The following is an 18,003-nucleotide window of genomic DNA, read 5'->3' as shown; positions in this document are numbered from 1 at the left end:
TTATGGAGCAGTTGAAAAACTTAAGTTTATTGCCTGAAATAATTATTGTTTTGTCAGGAATATCAGTTATACTTGCTGACCTTATTGCAGACAAAAAAGAAGGTGTTTACAGTGAAGCAATATCCATAGCCGGGCTTTTGATCGCGCTTTTTTTGGCATGCAGCCAGTTTTCTAAGCCTGAAATTGTGACAAGTGATACTATGCTGGTATCAGATTTCTATACCGTATTTTTTAAAACAGCCTTGATTATACTTTCTTTACTGGTTATTTTAATTTCCTCGAACCATATTAAAAGTCACGGGGTTTCTCACCGGGCCGAATATTTTACTTTTATTCTTATAGCTTGCGTGGGTATGATGATTATGGCAGGCAGCCTTGATCTTGTAACTGTTTATGCCGGTCTGGAATTAATGGCAATTTCCATATATATTCTTGTCGGGATTTCCAGGACGGAATTTCGTTCAAACGAGGCCGCATTAAAATATTTTCTCATGGGCATTTTAGCAACCGCGTTTTTGCTTTACGGGATTTCTTTAGCTTACGGCATGTTTGGTACGACTAATTTGGTTGTAATAAAAAACTTTTTGCAAAACAATACCTCTGTAAACATCGGTTATATGCTGGTCTTGATTTTTCTTGTAATAGCGTTTGGATTTAAAATTGCCGCTGTTCCGTTTCATATGTGGACGCCTGATGCTTATGAAGGTGCGGTCACCCCGGTTACCGGTTTTATGTCGGTCGGCCCGAAACTGGCCGCTTTTGCGGTGCTCGGCAGGGTTTTTATCTATAGTTTATTGACATTAAAAGCCGAATGGGTGCTTATTTTAACCGTCATTTCGTTTTTAACCATGACTGTGGGAAATGTAGTCGCAATCGCGCAGACTAATATAAAAAGAATGCTGGCCTATTCCAGCATAGCCCACGCGGGTTATTGTTTAATCGGGATTGTGGCGGGGGGCGGGGCAGCGGGGAATCTTGGATTGCAGTCTGTCCTGTTTTATCTAAGCGGCTACCTTTTTATGAATATAGGCGCGTTTTCGATAATAATATTTTTAAATAAAAATGGTATTTCAGGCGCGGAAATGGATGATTTTTCGGGTATAAATGAACGTTACCCGGGTATCGCGTTATTGATGAGTGTATTTTTGCTTTCCCTGGCTGGAATCCCGCCGACAGCGGGTTTTGTCGGTAAATTTTATGTCTTCATGGCCGCGGTAAAATCGGATTATATTTTTTTAGCGGTCGCGGGCGTACTAAATAGTGTAATTGCCCTTTATTATTATCTTCGGATTATTGTGTATATGTATATGAAAAAATCCGTTGACCAAAAAACTGAAGTAAATAAATCTGCACCTTTATTATTGGTATTGGGAATTGCAGTAACAGCGGTTTTGGTGCTTGGTATTTATCCTGAGCCCGTGCTAAAATTTGCCGCGGACGCCGTGGGAGGTATGTTTTAAATGGAAATTTCAAATGAGCTTGTTAAGAGAATAAATGAACTGGCGGATACATATCCGAATAGAAAAGGCGCGTTGCTTCCTGTCCTTTATCTGGTGCAGGAAGAATATGGGTTTCTCACGGAAAATGCGCTTAAGGATGTATCTTTTGTCTTGAATATCCCGGAGGTTTATGTCTTTAGCGTAGCTACTTTTTATACAATGCTTCACACGAGCCCGCAGGGTAAAAATATCGTTTCCGTATGTAATAATATATCATGCTCCCTGCTTGGAAGTGAACATATTATTAGAACATTGGAAAGTATTCTGGAGGTAAGACCTGGCGAAACAACAAAAGACAAAAAGTTTAGTTTGAAATTAGTGGAATGCCTGGGTTCTTGCGGCACGGCGCCGGTGATGATGGTAAACGGGGACTTGCACGAGAATTTAACGAAAGAAAAGATAAAAGAGATACTGGAAAAATATAAATAAATATAAGAAACGCCCCCTTGACCCCCCTCTTTAATTAAAGAGGGGGTTGGGGGAGTTTGAATTTTTTGCGGGAGTTAGTATGGATAATATAAAAATAACTTTGAGGAATATCAATGAACCTGATTCGCATAAACTGGATACATATTTGAGATTGGGCGGATATAAAGGATTAACGCAGGTTTTAAATGATATGATTCCGGAAGAAGTAATCGGAAGCATAAAACGTTCGGGGCTGCGCGGCCGCGGGGGTGCCGCCTTTCCTGCGGGATTAAAGTGGGAATTTGCGCGCAGGGACAGGAATTTTCCTAAATATATTGTATGTAACGCGGATGAAGGTGAACCGGGAACTTTTAAAGACAGGGCTATTATCGAGAAAGACCCGTTTGCAATTATTGAAGGGATGACAATCGCGGGATTTTCAATAGGCGCTGAAAAGGGATATATTTATATAAGAGGCGAGTATGTTAAAGGAGCGCGGATTCTGAAAGACGCGATAAAAGAAGCGAAAGAAAGCAATTTTCTCGGGTCTAATATCCAGGGGAAGGATTTTAATTTTGATATAGATGTTTATGTCGGCGCGGGTTCCTATATTTGCGGAGAAGAGACTGCCTTGCTGGAATCCCTGGAGGGTAAAGTAGGGCATTCACGGATAAAACCGCCTTTTCCTATTAATGTCGGATTATGGGGAAAACCTACTGTTTTGAATAATGTTGAAACATTTGCTTTAATTTCGCCTATCATTGTTAACGGCGATGAATGGTTTGCGAATACAGGTTCCCGTGATTTCCCGGGAACAATGATATATTCATTAAGCGGACATGTCCATAAACCCGGGCTTTATGAATTGCCCACAGGAACACACCTGGCGGACCTTATTTATAAATTTGGCGGCGGCATAAAAGACGGAAAAAAATTAAAAGCGGTTTTTCCGGGCGGACTTTCTTCCGGCTGTTTAAATGAGAGTGAAATTGACATTTCAATGGACCACAAAGGATTGGCAAAAGTAGGCAGTATGCTGGGTTCAGGCGCAGTAATAGTAATTAACGATGAAACCTGTATGGTGGAAATTGCGCGCCGTGCAAATAAATTTTTCAGGCATGAGTCCTGCGGGAAATGTGTGCCGTGCCGGGAAGGGACATTCTGGATCTCGAAAATTCTCCTGCGGATTGTGCAGGGGGAAGGGAAAAAAGAAGATTTAGACTTGATTATGGATCTTGGCCAGGGTATGAAGACCGCGGCATTTTGCGGTTTAGGCCTGGCGGCGGCAAATCCTATTTTAAGTATTATAAAACGTTTTCCTAAAGATTTTGAATCGCATATAAAAGATAAGAAATGTGCATATAAAACAGGACAGATTAACAACCGGGTTTGAACGGTTTAAACAGTTTAAACGGTTTAAACTGTTACAGAGGAAATTATGGTTAAACTAACAATAGATGGCAAAGAGGTTTTGGTTTCAGAAAATACAACAGTCTTAGAGGCCGCGCAGCAGGCTGGTATTTATATCCCTAAATTGTGTTTTCACAGTAAGCTCAGCCGTTACGGGGCGTGCAGGGTGTGTTTGGTCAAAATTGAAGGTGTGCCGAAGTTATCAGCCGCGTGCGCCGTTATAGCAGCAGAGGGAATGATTGTAACCACTGATACCCCGGAGATAAATAAACTAAGAAAAACTGTTGTTGAACTTATGCTTTTATATCATCCTCTGGATTGTCTGGTTTGTGATAAGGGCGGGGAATGCGAACTGCAGACTTTAACATTTAAACTGGGAGTGACGGAAGACAGGTTTAAAATGCATTTCCAGAAATATGAAAGAATTGATGTTAATCACCTTATCAGCCGGGACATGAAAAAATGTATTCTTTGCGGCAAATGTGTCCGGGTATGTGATGAAATCCGGGGGAGAGGCGCGATTGGTTACACTTACCGGGGTTTTAATACCCGCGTTGATTTTCCGTTTGGACGTGTTTCAAATTGCGAGGTTTGCGGACAGTGCCTTTCTGTCTGCCCTGTAGGAGCGCTTGCCCCGCGTTTTTCCGAATATGAAGCAAGGCCGTGGGAAATGAAACAGGTAAAAAGTGTTTGTCCTTATTGCGGATGCGGCTGTACGGTCATACTGGACACCAAGGAAAATAAAATCGTCAGGATTACTTCTAAAGAAGGGCTTGGTGTAAATGACGGGAAAATATGCGCAAAAGGCAGGTTCGGGTATGATTTTGTAAATAATAAATTCAGGTTAAAATATCCGCTCGCCAAAAAAGACGGGATGTTTGTCCCTGTTACATGGGATGAAGCATTAGACCTCATTGCCAATAAATTTAAGGAAATCACGGAAAAGTACGGGAGTGATAAAATCGGAGGTATAGGGTCAAACAGGGGGACGAATGAAGAAAGTTATTTATTCCAGAAATTTATGCGGGCGGTTTTAAAGACAAACAATATTGACAGCCAGATAAGAATTGAACAGGCGGCTTCTTTTAAAGCACTGACCGACAGTTTAGGATATGGCGCCGCCACTAATTCTATACCGGAAATCGCGAATACAAAGGTTATTTTGCTGATAGGAACCGATACGACAGAAACACTGCCTATTGTTGGTCTCGAAATTAAAAAGGCGGTCCGGGAGAAAAAGGCGAAACTGATTGTAATCAACAGCCGCGAGATTGATTTGACAAAATTTTCAGATATATGGTTCCAGTTAAAACCCGGAATGGAACTTTTATTGCTGTCGGCGATGTTGAAGGTCGTAATTGATGAAAAACTCTATAATGAATCTTTTATAGAAAAGCGGACAGAGGATTTTGACAAGGTCAAAACAAAACTTGAGAAACTGTCTCTGGATAATGTTCAGGCTGTTACGGGGATTAGCGGGGAAAAAATCCGGGAAGCCGCAAGGCTTTACGCGGGCGCGGAAAGCGCCATGGCGATTTACGGCCTGGAATTTGTTTTACAGGAAAAGGCAGTTGATAATGTTCATGCGCTTGTTAATCTTGTTTTGGCCTGCGGCCATATAGGGAAAGAAAACAACGGATTAATCCCGCTTCGCCAGACAAATAACGGCCAGGGAACCACCGATATGGGTGTTCTTCCGGATTACCTGTCGGGATATCAATCGGTATATTCCGCTTCCGTAAAAAATGATTTTGAGAAAAAATGGAAGACAAAGCTTCCTGTAAATGCGGGTTTGACTGCCACGGAAATGATCCAGTCTATTCCCGGGGGGAAAATCAGGGGGATGTATATTGTTGGTTCCAACCCCGCGGTTTCCCATCCAAATTCAAAACAGGCAGAGGCTAATTTAAAAGCGCTGGATTTTCTTGTTGTACAGGATATTTTTCTTTCTGAAACCGCGAAGCTCGCCGATGTTGTTTTACCCGCTGTAAGCTTTGCGGAAAAGGAAGGGACATTTACCAATACTGAACGGAGGATCCAGAAAATAAACAAGGCGATAAAACCTTCGCCTGAAACCAAGCCTGATTGGAAAATATTTGTAAATCTGGCTTTCAAGTTCGGGTATATAATGGAATATCTTTCAACAGAGGAAATATTCCAGGAAATAACAAGCCTGGTTCCTATTTACAGGGGAATAACGTATGAGAAATTGAATGAAAAAGAACCTGTGTTCTGGCCGTGCCTTTCCCTGGAAGGCCAGGGGACAAAAGTTTTATATACCGATAGTTTTGAACGGGTAAAAGCCATGTTTTACCCTGTGGATTATAAATATTCTGTCCCGCAGCCCACCCTGCATTTTCCTTACCGTATCATTACCAACGGCACATTATTTCATCATAGAAGCGGGGTAACGACGAGAAGGTCAAAGGGGATGATTTTTGTTGAGGAAGAGCCTAAATTATCCGTGCATCCGAATGACGCAAAAAAATTAGAGATAGAGGACGATTCGATAGTCAAAGTAGTAAGTAAGCAGGGTGAGCTTGAAACTAAGGTTTTTATTACAAATAAAGTTATGGAGGGAATGCTGTTTCTGCCTTTGCACGCGAATTGGAATTCCAATTTTAATATCCTGACTAAAGCAACACTCGATCCTTTATCCAAGTCCCCGAATATGGAAGAAACTTTCGTAGATGTTATTCCTGTCACTAGAAAAAAGGAAATGGTGACTTTAAGTATCAATGATAAAGAAATTACTGTGGAACAGGGCACGACTATTTTAGAGGCCGCGAAAAAACTTGATATTTATATACCGACCCTTTGTTATCACAGCGAAATGTCGCCGTTTGGGGCGTGCAGGTTATGCCTCGTGGAAATTGAAGGGACGAATAAATTACTGGCTTCATGTATTACGCCTGTCCTGAATAACATGAAAGTCAAGACAGAGACGGAATCTGTGCATAAACTTAGAAAAATGATTTTGGAACTTCTTTTGGCGAAACACCCGGTTGACTGCCTGGTATGTGACAAAGGAGGGGAGTGTGATTTGCAAAAATTATCTTTCCTCTACGGCCCCGATAGAAACCGTTTTGGCGCCCAGCCCCAGGAAAATGTAATGGATGATACAAGAACGCTGGTTGAACGGGACATGAGCAAATGTATTTTATGCAAAAAATGCGTTCGTGCGTGCTCCGAAATGCAGGGTGTGAATGCGATAGCGTTTTCGCGAAGAGGTTTTAAAACAGAGATGGGAACGTTTTTCGGCAGGGGCCTTGACTGTGAGTTTTGCGGCAGGTGTGTTTCCGTCTGCCCGACGGGCGCGCTTGCCAATAAGTTATCGAAACACGCCGCGCGGCCATGGGAGCTGAAAGAGGTTTCGACGATTTGTTCTTATTGCGGCTGCGGGTGCAGTATGACGTTAAATGTCAAAGATAATAAAATTGTCAAAGTTACCGCCAAAGAAGGACAAGGTATTAATAACGGCAACCTGTGCGTGAAAGGCAGGTACGGATATACTTATGTAAACGACCCGGAGAGGCTCGTTACGCCGCTCATTAAAAGAAGCGGGAAATTTATGCGCGCTCCATGGGAAGAGGCGATTAAATTTATCGCGGGGAAATTAAAAACTATTAAAGAACAGGCCGGGCCGGACGCGATTATGGGATTGGGGTCGGCGTATTGCACTAATGAGGATAACTATGTGTTCCAGAAATTCATGCGGACCGCCATTGGAACGAACAATGTTGATACCACTTGTTTTTATTATGAACACGCGGCCTCGTTAAAAATACTTACCCAGATGTTTGGAAGCGGTGTAATGACTAATTCCTTTAATGAAATTGCAAAGGCGAAGTCGATTATTGTTATCGGAACAGACATCACGGAAACCCATCCCACATTCGCGCTGGAGGTTAAACGCGCTGTGAGGGAAAATAATGCGAATTTGATTGTTATTGACCCGAGACGCATAAAACTTACACAGATTTCAAAATTATGGCTTCGCCCCAATTATGGAACAGATGTGGCGCTGATTAACGGTATTATAAATATCATTATAAGCCAGGGATTGATGGACCAGAATTTTATTGAGAACCGGACCGAAGGATTTGAAGAACTGCAGGATACTATAAGAGAATATACACCGGAATTGGTTTCCAAAATTACCGGTGTGTCAAAGGAAGATATTGTCAGGGCCGCGGAATTATTTACCTCGAGCAGGAACGGTGCGGTGCTTTACGGGATGGGTATAACACAACATATGTCCGGTCTGCAGAATGTGGCTGCGCTTGCCAATCTGATATTATTGACCGGTAATGTCGGGCGGCAGAATGTCGGTTTTTACCCGCTTCGCGGGCAGTGCAACAGCCAGGGTTCATGCGATATGGGAAGTATCCCGGATTTCCTCCCGGGTTACCAGAAAATGAGCGATCTTGCGATGATCAGAAAATTTGAGAAGGCATGGAAAGTTTCTTTGCCCATGTGGCCCGGGCTGAGTCTGACCGAGGCGGTCCCCGCGATGAATATAGGGAAAGTAAAAGCGCTTTATATTATGGCGGGGAATTTGAAGATGAGTTATCCCAATGCCCACCAGATTGAAGAGAGCATGAAAAAACTGGAGTTTTTGGTGGTCCAGGACATGTTTATAACTGAGACCGGGAAAATGGCGGATGTAATTTTACCCGCCTGCAGTTTCGCGGAAATAGACGGGACATTTACAAATATGGAAAGAAGAGTGCAGTTGTTAAGAAAGGCGTTGCCCCCTGTGGGAGAAAGCAGGCCTAACTGGAGGATAATTTCCAATTTATCAAAGGCGATGGGTTATGATATGAATTACAGTAATGTATCTGAAATAATGGATGAAATAAATCAACTCGTCCCGATATACGGGGGTATTACGCATAAGCGTTTAGCTGCCCGCGGGTTACAATGGCCCTGCCCGGATAAGAACCATTCAGGCCTGAAATATTTATATAAAATGGGGTTCCCGAACGGGAAGGCAAAATTTATTTCAGAAAGATATATTCCCATGGCTGAGAAACCGGATAACGATTATCCTTTCCTTTTGACGACAGGAAAACTGCTTTTCCATTATCATACAGGGGTAATGACACACCGCTCCCAGGGAATTATGGATGTCTGCCCTGAGGGGTTTATGGAAATGAATCCAAAAGATGCGCAAAAGTTAAATTTAAAAGATAAGGAAAAAGTCCGGGTAAAATCCAGGAGAGGTGAAATATCCGTTAAGATAATTTTGAGTGACAAAACAGTGGAGGGTGTTGTTTTTCTCCCGATGCATTTTAAGGAAATTCCGGTTAATATAATAACCAATGCCGCGTTAGATCCTTATTCTCACGTGCCGGAATTTAAATCTTGTGCGGTCAGAATAGAAAAAATTTAAAAGTGAGGTGAATAAAATGACAGATGTAAAATTTATCAAAAACATTTCAATTTTTAAAGATTTGGACGAAGAAGAAATAAAAAAAATTGCGGGCATTGCAAATGAAAAGACATACCCGCCCAAAACTGTTATTTTTTCCGAGGGGCAGGCAGGCTCAAAATTATTTATTGTTAAACAGGGAAGTGTCAGGATAACTAAAGTAATCCGTGAAGGTGAAAAACAGATTTTAGATGTTGTTGAAGAAGGAGAGTATTTTGGGAAAATGTCTTTTATAGACGGCGGAGAACATTCAGCCACTGTTGAAACTATTAATGAAACCACGTTGATAAGCATTGAAAAGGCGGACTTTGAAAAACTGGCTGTTGATGACCCTGAAGGCGGTTTCAGGATAATGAAGGCATTGGCGGTTGTCACTATCGCGATATTACGGGAAATGAATGACAAATTTGTTGAATTAGTAAATTATATGTGGGGCGGAAGGCGGTAGGAAAGAGCATAGCGCATAGGGCATGGCGCAGAGAGCAAAGATATTGAAGGAGTAAAATAAATTATGGTTATAGAATATGTTCCGGACAGGCATTTGGATTTTGACGCAACCAGGGCGCTGGATATTATAAGACAATATAAAGGCAAACGAGGGTCTTTAATTTCTGTTCTGCAGAAGATACAGGATGCTTACGGTTATTTGCCGGAACCATTGCTGGATTTGGTAGCTGAAGGACTAAATGTTTATTTGACAGACGTCTACGGCGTAGTTACTTTTTACGCGCAGTTTTATTTGACCCCGCGAGGTAAAAATGTTGTAAGAATTTGCAGGGGGACTGCATGCCACGTTAAAGGTTCTGATAGAATTATGGAAAAATTGCTTGAAAAACTGGAAGTAAAACCCGGGGAGATGACGAGAGACGGGAATTTTACGATTGAAGAGGTTGCGTGCCTCGGCGCGTGCGGTATGGCGCCCGTTATGGTGGTTAATAAAGAAACATATGGAGAAGTTACTCCTGCGAAATCTTTAGAGGTTATTGAAGCTCATAGCGCTAAAAAGGAAACTAAATAAGACTGAAGAACGAAAGAACGGAAAACTAAAGAACATAAGTTTTCAGTTTTAGATTTAATAAAGGGAGAAAAGAGATTATGAATCAAGAAGTTAAAGATATATTAACTTCACCGGAAACAACCAATCCTGAACAAATCCAGATTTTAATTTGTCTGGGGACCGGCGGCCAGGCGGCGGGCGGGGACGCTGTTATACATAAATTTGAAGAGGAAGTAAAAAAACATCATATAAACGCGGTTGTCCAGAAACCGTGTGTGATAAAGCAGACCGGCTGCCGGGGGCTTTGCGCGAGGGATGTTCTGGTTGATATTATTATCCCGGGCAGGGGACAGCATACATATATGAAGGTCAAGAGTGAAATGGTTACAAGGATAATAGAGGAGGATTTACTGCAGGGAAATCCTGTTTCTGATTGGCTGGTGTCGGAGGATTATGACAGATTTTATGGAAAACAGGTCCGCAATATATTGAAAAGATGCGGCAAAATTAACCCGGAAGATATTGATGAATATATTGCCAATGGAGGATATTCCGCGTTAAAGAAGGTATTATTTGAAATGTCTCCTGATGAAGTGATTGAAGTTGTAACTAATTCTAAGCTGAGGGGCCGGGGCGGGGCCGGTTTCCCCACGGGTATGAAGTGGAGTTTCGCGAAAATGGCGCAGGCTGAAAATAAATATGTTATTGTTAACGCCGATGAAGGTGATCCCGGCGCTTTTATGGACAGAAGTGTTCTGGAGGGTGACCCGCATTCCGTGGTCGAAGGCCTGATAATAGCCGCGTTTACAATAGGAGCCACCCACGGTTATTTTTACGCGAGGGCGGAATATCCGCTGGCTATCAAACGCCTCGGAATAGCTTTGAGGCAGGCAAAAGAAAAAAATTTATTAGGGAAAAACATACTCGGGACAAATTTTAGTTTTGATATAGAAATCAAGGAAGGAGCAGGCGCGTTTGTATGCGGCGAGGAAACGGCTTTAATGGAATCGATTGAAGGAAAAAGAGGTATGCCGAGGATCCGCCCCCCCTTCCCGGCCCGCAAGGGATTATGGGATTCTCCTACAAACATTAATAATGTTAAAACCTACGCGAATATACCCCTTATAATTAATAAAGGGGCGGAGTGGTATGTTAATTTGGGGACCAAGAAAAGCCCGGGGACGGCTATTTTCGCGCTTACCGGGAAGATTAAAAATACAGGATTAATTGAAGTCCCGATGGGTATGACTTTGAGGGAAATTATTTTCGACATATGCGGAGGTATCAGCGGGAAAAACCGGAAATTCAAAGCTGCGCAAATGGGCGGCCCGTCGGGCGGCTGTCTGCCGGAGGCACTTCTGGATACACCCATTGATTTTGACTCATTAACGAGCGCGGGAGCCATGATGGGTTCCGGCGGTATTGTTGTCATGGATGACACCACTTGTATGGTTGACATGGCGAAATTTTTCCTCCAGTTTACCCAGAATGAGTCGTGCGGGAAATGTACCCCTTGCAGGATAGGGACACGCGCGATGCTTGAGATTCTCACGAGAATTACAGAAGGGAGAGGACAGCCTAATGATATTGACCTTCTCCTGGATTTAGCCGGTGACATAAAACAAGCATCGTTGTGCGGTTTGGGACAGACTGCTCCTAACCCGGTTTTGAGCACCCTGCGTTATTTCCGTGAAGAGTATGAAGCGCATATTATAGAAAAACGGTGCCCTGCAAGTTCATGTGTTAATTTATTGAAGTTTGAAGTTAACACAAAACTTTGCAAGATGTGCGGGATATGCATGAAAAATTGCCCGGTTAAAGCAGTCATTTGGGAGAAGAAAACAGTGGCAAGAATAGATAAACAGAAATGCATAAAGTGCCGGAGCTGTATTGATGCTTGCCCGTTCAGGGCGATAGGATAGAAAATATAAAATAGAGCGGATGACCGGAAGCGCGAAAGCACGGAAGTGAGTAAACAAATTGGACTTCCGTTCTTCCGAACTTCAGCACTTCCGCACTAACAAAGGAGATGACGATGGTAGATAAAAAGGCATTGAAAAATATTCCGCTTTTTAAAACTTTGGATGATAAGGAACTGGATGTTCTTTCTAAAATTATCAAAGAGGAAACCTTCCCTTCAGAAGAAATAATTTTCAGCGAAAATATGCAGGGCAACAGGCTGTATATTATAAAAAAGGGGACGGTCAAAATAAGCAAGACCCTGAGGGAGGGTGAGCGGCAAAATTTAAATATACTTAAAGATAATGAGTTTTTCGGGGAATGTTCTTTTATCGATTCAAAACCGCATTCAGCCACAGCGGAAACTATAAAAAATACAGAATTATATGTTATTGAGAAATCGGATTTTGATAAGCTTGAAAAAACCTATCCCCTGTGCGGTTATAAAATAATCAGGACATTAACATTAACTATTAATGGAATCTTGCGGCAAATGGATGAAAAATTTATCGATATGGTTAAATATGTATGGGAATATGGCAGTAAATCTTAGAAGCAGTTTCATAAATCTTATTTCTATTACAAAAGCAATTTTTGCGTCTGTAACTTCGTCAGTCTCGCCTTACATATCAAAGTTGATATGCTCGGCTCGACTTCCTTGTTTCGCCGCTCCGCCCCAGGCGGATTCATAAACGAAACCGACTTATGAAACTACTTCATGTGAAAAAATTTAGTTTTTTTGTTCTCCGGTTTTCTATAAGCTTTTTGTTGATTTATTTTCTTTTACGGAAAATAGACTTTCATAAACTGTCCTCAAAAATTTCAGACATCAATTACAGTTTTTTATTCCTTGCGTTTATCTGCCAGTTATCGGTAATTTTTATTGCAACTTACCGGTGGCAAACCCTTCTTTCAGGAAGAGATATAAAAATAGAATTTAAGAAGTTATTGAATTTTAATTTTATCGGGCTGTTTTTTAATTCTTTTTTGCCGGGAGCGTCCAGCGGGGATTTTGTTAAAATGTATAAAGTCGTTAACCATTGCGAGGACAAAATTTACGCGGGGATTTCGGTACTCGCTGAGAGGATCATCGGAATTTACAGCATATCTGTCCTTGTCCTTGCCGCGTGTATTTTTAGTTTTAAAATGCTTCCCCGTGAGTTGATATTCGCGATTTTATCAATGATATTTGTGATTTATTACGCGTTGTTTCTTTTTATATCGCTTAAATCATGGATTACCGGTCTGATGGATAAATCACAGGGCAGCGAAAAGGCATTGGATAAAATAAAACAGTATATTATAATTTTTTATGAGGCAATGCATTTTTTTATCACACACCGGAAGGTCCTTCTCAAGGTATTATTCTATTCGTTGTTGATGCAGATTTTATCAATAATAAGCTGTTATTTTGTCGCGAGGGCGGCAGGTCTTGATTTAAGCGTTTTTTACTTTTTTATTTTTGTGCCGATTGTGTTTCTCGCGACAGTAATCCCCATATCTTTGAGCGGAATAGGGGTCCGTGAAGGTATATTTGTATATTTGTTTAACAAAGTCAATGTTCCCTCCGAAGAGGCCATTTTTATTTCTCTTTTATATTTCAGCGTGGGTATGATGTTTAGTTTGGCCGGCGGGGTGGTGCATTTTATTTCAAACATAAAAAAAGCGGATTAAAATATCTATTGCCAAAAAATCCAATCTGGTAGTATTATAAGTAATAAATTCCGTTAAAAGTTATTTCCCGCTTTGGAAAATAGAGGGAGTTAAAGGCTTCTATCGGGATAAATAAAAGGAGCAAAAATGAAAAAATCCGGTTTCAGGAGATTATTATCATATATGTTAAGCCTTTTTCTTATTATTGGTTTTTTAGGCTGCAGCCGGCCGAGAAAAGGTAACGAAGAACAAAAAGGGAGTTCCTGGGAGAAAGACATGAACAAATTAATAGAAAAGGCCACCCCAAAAGAGAAAGACAAATAAAAAGAGATAGTTATGATTAGTAATATATTCATAATCGGCCATAAAAACCCCGATACAGATTCAATATGCGCGGCAATTGCATACGCGAAACTCAAACAATCCCAGGGGGAAAATAATGTGGTTCCCGCGAGGGCGGGGAACCTTAACCTGCAAACGGAATTTGTATTATCATATTTTGGTGTTCCCGCGCCTTTATTCCTTCCGGACATCACGCCCAACGTGGGACATGCGATGAGTAAAGAGGTGATTTTTTGCAATAAGAACGCATCATTAAAAGAATTACTGGCTGTGATGGAAAAAAATAATATCCGTTTAATACCGTTGGTTGATGAAAGGGATTGTTACTGCGGGATAGTAAGCTTATTTGATATCGCCCACGGGCTTTTTCGCGAGGTGACACCGTTAAACTCACGTGAAATTTTTACATCAGTCAAGTATATACATGCCGCTCTCGGAGGAAAATTGCTGAACGCTTACCATTCTGATGACGTTTTCCAGGGAATTTTTCTTGTGGGCGCGATGCAGGAACTTTCTTTTGGCAAGGTTTTGTCCGGGCTTGACCATAAAAAATGTATTGTGATAACCGGGGATAGGGAGGAAATCCAGGAGATTGCTATTGAAAACGGGGTAAGGGCACTCGTGGTTACAGGCGGGCTGTCCATTTCCGAAGAAATACGCCGTATGGCGGTTGAGCATAATGTAAACCTCCTAGTTTCACCATATGATACCGCTACAACACTTGGATTTGTCAGGCTGAGTACACCGGCTTACCGTGTGGCGCAAAATTACGACGGCACATTTACCGCGGATGAGTTATTGGAAGAGGCACAGCTAAAAATCCTGAAGGCTTATAACAGGGGCATGGCGGTGCTTAACGAGGAGCATAAAATTACCGGGATAATTACCATGGCTGATTTTTTGAAATTCTCCAAACCAAAGCTCATTTTAATAGACCATAATGAAATTTCGCAATCAGTGGACGGGGCAGACCAGTGCGAGATTATGGAGATTATAGACCATCATAGGCTCGCCAACCGTGAAACCCTGCATCCTATATTGTTCATTAACCAGCCGGTGGGAAGCACATGCACTTTAATATCCAGGCTTTATTTTGAAAAAAATATCGAAATAGATCCGAAAACTGCAGGGCTTTTGATTTCGGGAATAATATCGGATACTGTTAATTTAAAATCTCCTACGACAACCGCATTGGATAAAGAGATGATGGAAAGGCTCAATAATACCGCGAAACTGGATTTAGAAATCTATAGCGCGAAACTATTGGCATCAGGGGTGAATATTGCGGGCCGCAGCCCCGAGGAAATTATACTTTCTGATTTTAAGGAGTATAAAACAGGGAAAATTACTTTTGGAGTGGGCCAGATAGAATTAGTCGGTTTTAGCGAATTTGACAAAATTAAACACCGGCTTACTGAAGAACTTGTAAAAATAAGGCGCAGCCGCAAATATAATTTTTCCGCCCTTCTCGTAACGGATATTTCGGTATCGAACAGCTTATTGGTTTTTGACGGAGATGTTAATCTCTGCCGCCGTTTGGGTTACCCTTTACTGGAACCGCATATTGCCGAATTAAAAGGCGTTTTGTCCCGCAAAAAACAGTTGGCCCCGCATCTTTTGAGTATCTTCAAAGAAACCTGAAAAAAATTTTCACAAATTTTCAAAAATCTGGTATCATATAGTGTTAAAACTGTATCAAGAGCTCTAAGGAAAAGATCGTGAAGTCAAAGAAAATATTCATTCTAACTTTATTTTTCGGGTTTTTGTTCGGTCTGGGGGATTCTCAATCACAGACAACCCCGGAAAAAATGCAGGAAACTATTGATTTACTTAAAAATCGCGACAGTAATATCCGCAAAAAGGCCGTAATGGATTTAGGCGAATTAAGAGACGGACGCGCTGTGAAAAGCCTTATTGAAACATTCCAGGACAGCAATGAAAATATTCGTGAAGAGGTATCAGAAGCGTTATGTAAGATAGGTAAACCTGCGGTAATAATCCTTATTGAGGCGCTTGGAGACGACAGCGAAAATTTACGTGAAGGGGCCGTAAAAACCTTGAGTTGTATGGGCGACACATCAGTGGATTTACTTATTTCGGAACTTAAAAATACTTTCAGTTCGCTGCATAACGAAGTAATGAATGTACTTGCCAAAATGGGCGGGCCCGCGGTTGAACCGCTTATTAACACACTTAAAAATGAAGAGGATACCGGTGTTAAATTAAAAGCGGCCGAAGTTTTGGGCAGGATAGGTGACCAGCGTGCAGTCGAAACCCTTTTAGGGTTTCTGAATTTCCGGGATGATATGTTCCTTCAATGCGGCGTAGTAATTGCACTTGGCAATATCAAAGATACCCGCGCGGTAGGTCCGCTGGTTGAAGCCCTCAAGATTGAGGAGGGCGGTGTCCGTTTGGCAATACTGGAATCCCTGGGCAAAATAAAAGACAAACGCGCGATAGAACCTATGGTTGACCTTTTAAAACAGGATAAAAGTATCCAGGCTGATATAATAAAAAGCCTGTCTAATCTAATGGACAGCACTGAATTCGAATCATTTATTCTTGCCCATAAAGACGAAATTAACAATTTGCCGGATAAAGAATAATAATAAATAATAAAAAATAGTTTTATCAGTTGACACAATTTTATTTTATATGATAATATCAATTTCATTTTACTGGAGAAAATATGCGCGGATTACTTAAAAACATCATATTAATTATTTTAACGGTATTTTTTGTTAAAACATCTCTTGCCGATGATCTTTTTTACCAGTTTAACAGAGATTTAGAGCGCGTAGGGAACGCAGAATTTGCCAAGGCTTTTTCTACGCCTTTTAAAGGCGAAATTTACCGTCTGGAGCCGGATTTTAAATTAGGTGTCGGGGATACACTGGTGATTAATCTCTGGGGAAAGATAGAAGAAAAATACACACTTGTAATCGATAATGACGGAAAAATTCTTATTCCCCGCATCGGGTCGGTTTATGTGGTAGGTAGTGTCCTTGAAGAGGTAAAGGAAAAGATAAAAAATGCGTTAAACCAGAAATATGTAAATGTCCAGTTCGATTTAAGTTTGGGGAATGTCCAGGATATACGTATTTCAGTTTTGGGAAGTGTCCGAAAGCCCGGGATGTTCTCCATAAGCCCTTTTGCCAGAATTTTAGATGGATTGATAATTACCGGCGGGCCTGCTGAAAACGGGAGCTTAAAAAATATAAGATTGGTAAGGGGAAATAAGGTTATAGGTATTTTTGATTTTTACCAGTTTGTTTTAAAAGGCGATGATTCAAAAAATATTACGCTTCAGCACGGTGACAAGATTTTTGTCCCTCTTATAGAAAATTTAGCCGCAGTCCGGGGGGATGTTGTCCGGCCCGGAATATATGAAATAAATAAAGATTCGAATCTGTCGGCAGTAATAAATACAGCATCAGGCGTTATTCCCGGTAAATCTAATAAAAAAATACAGGTTATGCGTTTTAATAATGAAACTAAAAATATTATTGCCGTGAAAGAAATTATAACAGACGATTTCGAAAAAATAATAAACACGAAAGATGATATAAGGATTGAGTATATGGACACAATTCTTATTACACCGGAATATAATTTTACTCCTTTCGGGAAAGATATGATGAAAACTGTCACTGTTACAGGTGAGGCGGTTAACCCGGGAAGCTATATAATTAAAGACGGCGAGAAACTCAGCAGTTTAATTAAACGGTTCGAGGGGGTGACGGAATGGGCTTACCCTGAAGGGATTATTTTGACAAGGCAGGTGTTAATAGAAAAGCAAAAAGAAATAATTAACAAGGAAATCAGGGCAAGAGAGATAGGTATCCAGGAAGAAGAAGCAAGCTTGGCGGAAGCCCTGATATTAAAGGAAGAAAGAGAAATCCGGCAGGCAGGAATAGATAAAAGAAAAAAGGCATTGCAATTATTCGCGGCCCAATCCCCCAGGGGCAGGATAATTATTGATTTTTCTAAAATAAGCAATGGAGAAGATGATATAATCCTTGAAAAAGGCGATAGTTTATATATACCGCCTGTCCCTGAATGGGTAATGATAAGCGGGGCGGTTTATAACCCTGAGACCGTGATTTTCAAAGAAGGCAATAATATAAATTATTACCTGGATATAGTTGGGGGGCTTACGGAAAGGGCGCACGTAAATGGGATTTATATTGTTAAAGCAAGCGGAAAGGTCCTCACGAAATTAAAAGGTGATGAAATTATTTCCCGCGGGGACATTATCATTGTCCCGGAAAAGGAAGAAGATTTAGAAAACAAAAAATAAA

The 18,003-nt window shown here is 41.2% G+C and carries 13 protein-coding genes; all 13 read left to right on the top strand.

Annotated elements, in window-relative coordinates; genetic code table 11:
• The first annotated feature begins 2 nt into the window (after nucleotides 1-2).
• The 13 genes from AB1498_09040 to AB1498_08980 all read left to right on the top strand — a co-directional run bounded on the left by AB1498_09040 (nucleotide 3) and on the right by AB1498_08980 (nucleotide 18,002).
• A complete protein-coding gene (locus AB1498_09040; GenBank protein MEW6088434.1) occupies nucleotides 3-1,460 on the top strand; it encodes an NADH-quinone oxidoreductase subunit N in 1,458 nt (485 codons plus the stop codon).
• On the top strand, nucleotides 1,461-1,928 hold the full coding sequence (gene nuoE, locus AB1498_09035) for an NADH-quinone oxidoreductase subunit NuoE (GenBank protein ID MEW6088433.1): 468 nt from the start codon (nucleotides 1,461-1,463) through the stop codon (nucleotides 1,926-1,928). It abuts the gene before it with no gap.
• Between the two features lie 79 nt (nucleotides 1,929-2,007).
• A complete protein-coding gene (nuoF, locus tag AB1498_09030) occupies nucleotides 2,008-3,300 on the top strand; it encodes an NADH-quinone oxidoreductase subunit NuoF (GenBank protein ID MEW6088432.1) in 1,293 nt (430 codons plus the stop codon).
• Between the two features lie 45 nt (nucleotides 3,301-3,345).
• Entirely contained in the window at nucleotides 3,346-8,712 is a 5,367-nt protein-coding gene (fdhF, locus tag AB1498_09025) for a formate dehydrogenase subunit alpha (protein ID MEW6088431.1), read from the top strand.
• 16 nt (nucleotides 8,713-8,728) lie between these two features.
• Nucleotides 8,729-9,199, top strand: a complete 471-nt coding sequence (locus AB1498_09020) for a cyclic nucleotide-binding domain-containing protein (protein ID MEW6088430.1) — start codon at nucleotides 8,729-8,731, stop codon at nucleotides 9,197-9,199.
• A gap of 63 nt (nucleotides 9,200-9,262) precedes the next feature.
• Entirely contained in the window at nucleotides 9,263-9,769 is a 507-nt protein-coding gene (gene nuoE / locus AB1498_09015) for an NADH-quinone oxidoreductase subunit NuoE (protein ID MEW6088429.1), read from the top strand.
• Between the two features lie 77 nt (nucleotides 9,770-9,846).
• Entirely contained in the window at nucleotides 9,847-11,670 is a 1,824-nt protein-coding gene (gene nuoF, locus AB1498_09010; protein ID MEW6088428.1) for an NADH-quinone oxidoreductase subunit NuoF, read from the top strand.
• Between the two features lie 113 nt (nucleotides 11,671-11,783).
• A complete protein-coding gene (locus AB1498_09005) occupies nucleotides 11,784-12,260 on the top strand; it encodes a cyclic nucleotide-binding domain-containing protein (GenBank protein ID MEW6088427.1) in 477 nt (158 codons plus the stop codon).
• 152 nt (nucleotides 12,261-12,412) lie between these two features.
• Nucleotides 12,413-13,381, top strand: a complete 969-nt coding sequence (locus tag AB1498_09000; GenBank protein MEW6088426.1) for a lysylphosphatidylglycerol synthase transmembrane domain-containing protein — start codon at nucleotides 12,413-12,415, stop codon at nucleotides 13,379-13,381.
• A gap of 126 nt (nucleotides 13,382-13,507) precedes the next feature.
• Nucleotides 13,508-13,684 carry a hypothetical protein gene (locus AB1498_08995; protein MEW6088425.1) on the top strand — a complete coding sequence of 59 codons (177 nt, stop codon included), beginning with the start codon at nucleotides 13,508-13,510 and terminating at the stop codon, nucleotides 13,682-13,684.
• Between the two features lie 12 nt (nucleotides 13,685-13,696).
• Nucleotides 13,697-15,343: a putative manganese-dependent inorganic diphosphatase gene (locus AB1498_08990; GenBank protein ID MEW6088424.1), complete on the top strand. Its 1,647-nt coding sequence runs from the start codon at nucleotides 13,697-13,699 to the stop codon at nucleotides 15,341-15,343.
• Between the two features lie 77 nt (nucleotides 15,344-15,420).
• Nucleotides 15,421-16,308 (top strand): HEAT repeat domain-containing protein, encoded by an 888-nt coding sequence (locus tag AB1498_08985; GenBank protein ID MEW6088423.1) that lies wholly within the window; start codon nucleotides 15,421-15,423, stop codon nucleotides 16,306-16,308.
• Nucleotides 16,309-16,391: 83 nt separating this feature from the next.
• The gene (locus tag AB1498_08980; protein ID MEW6088422.1) at nucleotides 16,392-18,002 is read left to right on the top strand and encodes a polysaccharide biosynthesis/export family protein; all 1,611 of its coding nucleotides are present in this window, start codon (nucleotides 16,392-16,394) and stop codon (nucleotides 18,000-18,002) included.
• The last annotated feature ends 1 nt before the right edge of the window (nucleotide 18,003 follow it).

The sequence above is a fragment of the bacterium genome, from assembly GCA_040754625.1.
Classification (GTDB): domain Bacteria; phylum JACRDZ01; class JAQUKH01; order JAQUKH01; family JAQUKH01; genus JAQUKH01.
Note: the sequence above shows the minus strand (reverse complement) of the source record. Positions and strands in the feature narration are given on the sequence as shown.

Bases quoted from the DNA above. Each gene is read 5' to 3' on its own strand.
- AB1498_09020 (MEW6088430.1), top strand. From the start codon at position 8,729: ATGACAGATGTAAAATTTATCAAAAACATTTCAATTTTTAAAGATTTG.
- AB1498_09000 (MEW6088426.1), top strand. From the start codon at position 12,413: ATGAAACTACTTCATGTGAAAAAATTTAGTTTTTTTGTTCTCCGGTTT.
- AB1498_08995 (MEW6088425.1), top strand. From the start codon at position 13,508: ATGAAAAAATCCGGTTTCAGGAGATTATTATCATATATGTTAAGCCTT.
- AB1498_09040 (MEW6088434.1), top strand. From the start codon at position 3: ATGGAGCAGTTGAAAAACTTAAGTTTATTGCCTGAAATAATTATTGTT.
- nuoF (MEW6088428.1), top strand. From the start codon at position 9,847: ATGAATCAAGAAGTTAAAGATATATTAACTTCACCGGAAACAACCAAT.
- nuoE (MEW6088429.1), top strand. From the start codon at position 9,263: ATGGTTATAGAATATGTTCCGGACAGGCATTTGGATTTTGACGCAACC.
- AB1498_08990 (MEW6088424.1), top strand. From the start codon at position 13,697: ATGATTAGTAATATATTCATAATCGGCCATAAAAACCCCGATACAGAT.
- AB1498_09005 (MEW6088427.1), top strand. From the start codon at position 11,784: ATGGTAGATAAAAAGGCATTGAAAAATATTCCGCTTTTTAAAACTTTG.
- AB1498_08980 (MEW6088422.1), top strand. From the start codon at position 16,392: ATGCGCGGATTACTTAAAAACATCATATTAATTATTTTAACGGTATTT.
- nuoE (MEW6088433.1), top strand. From the start codon at position 1,461: ATGGAAATTTCAAATGAGCTTGTTAAGAGAATAAATGAACTGGCGGAT.
- nuoF (MEW6088432.1), top strand. From the start codon at position 2,008: ATGGATAATATAAAAATAACTTTGAGGAATATCAATGAACCTGATTCG.
- fdhF (MEW6088431.1), top strand. From the start codon at position 3,346: ATGGTTAAACTAACAATAGATGGCAAAGAGGTTTTGGTTTCAGAAAAT.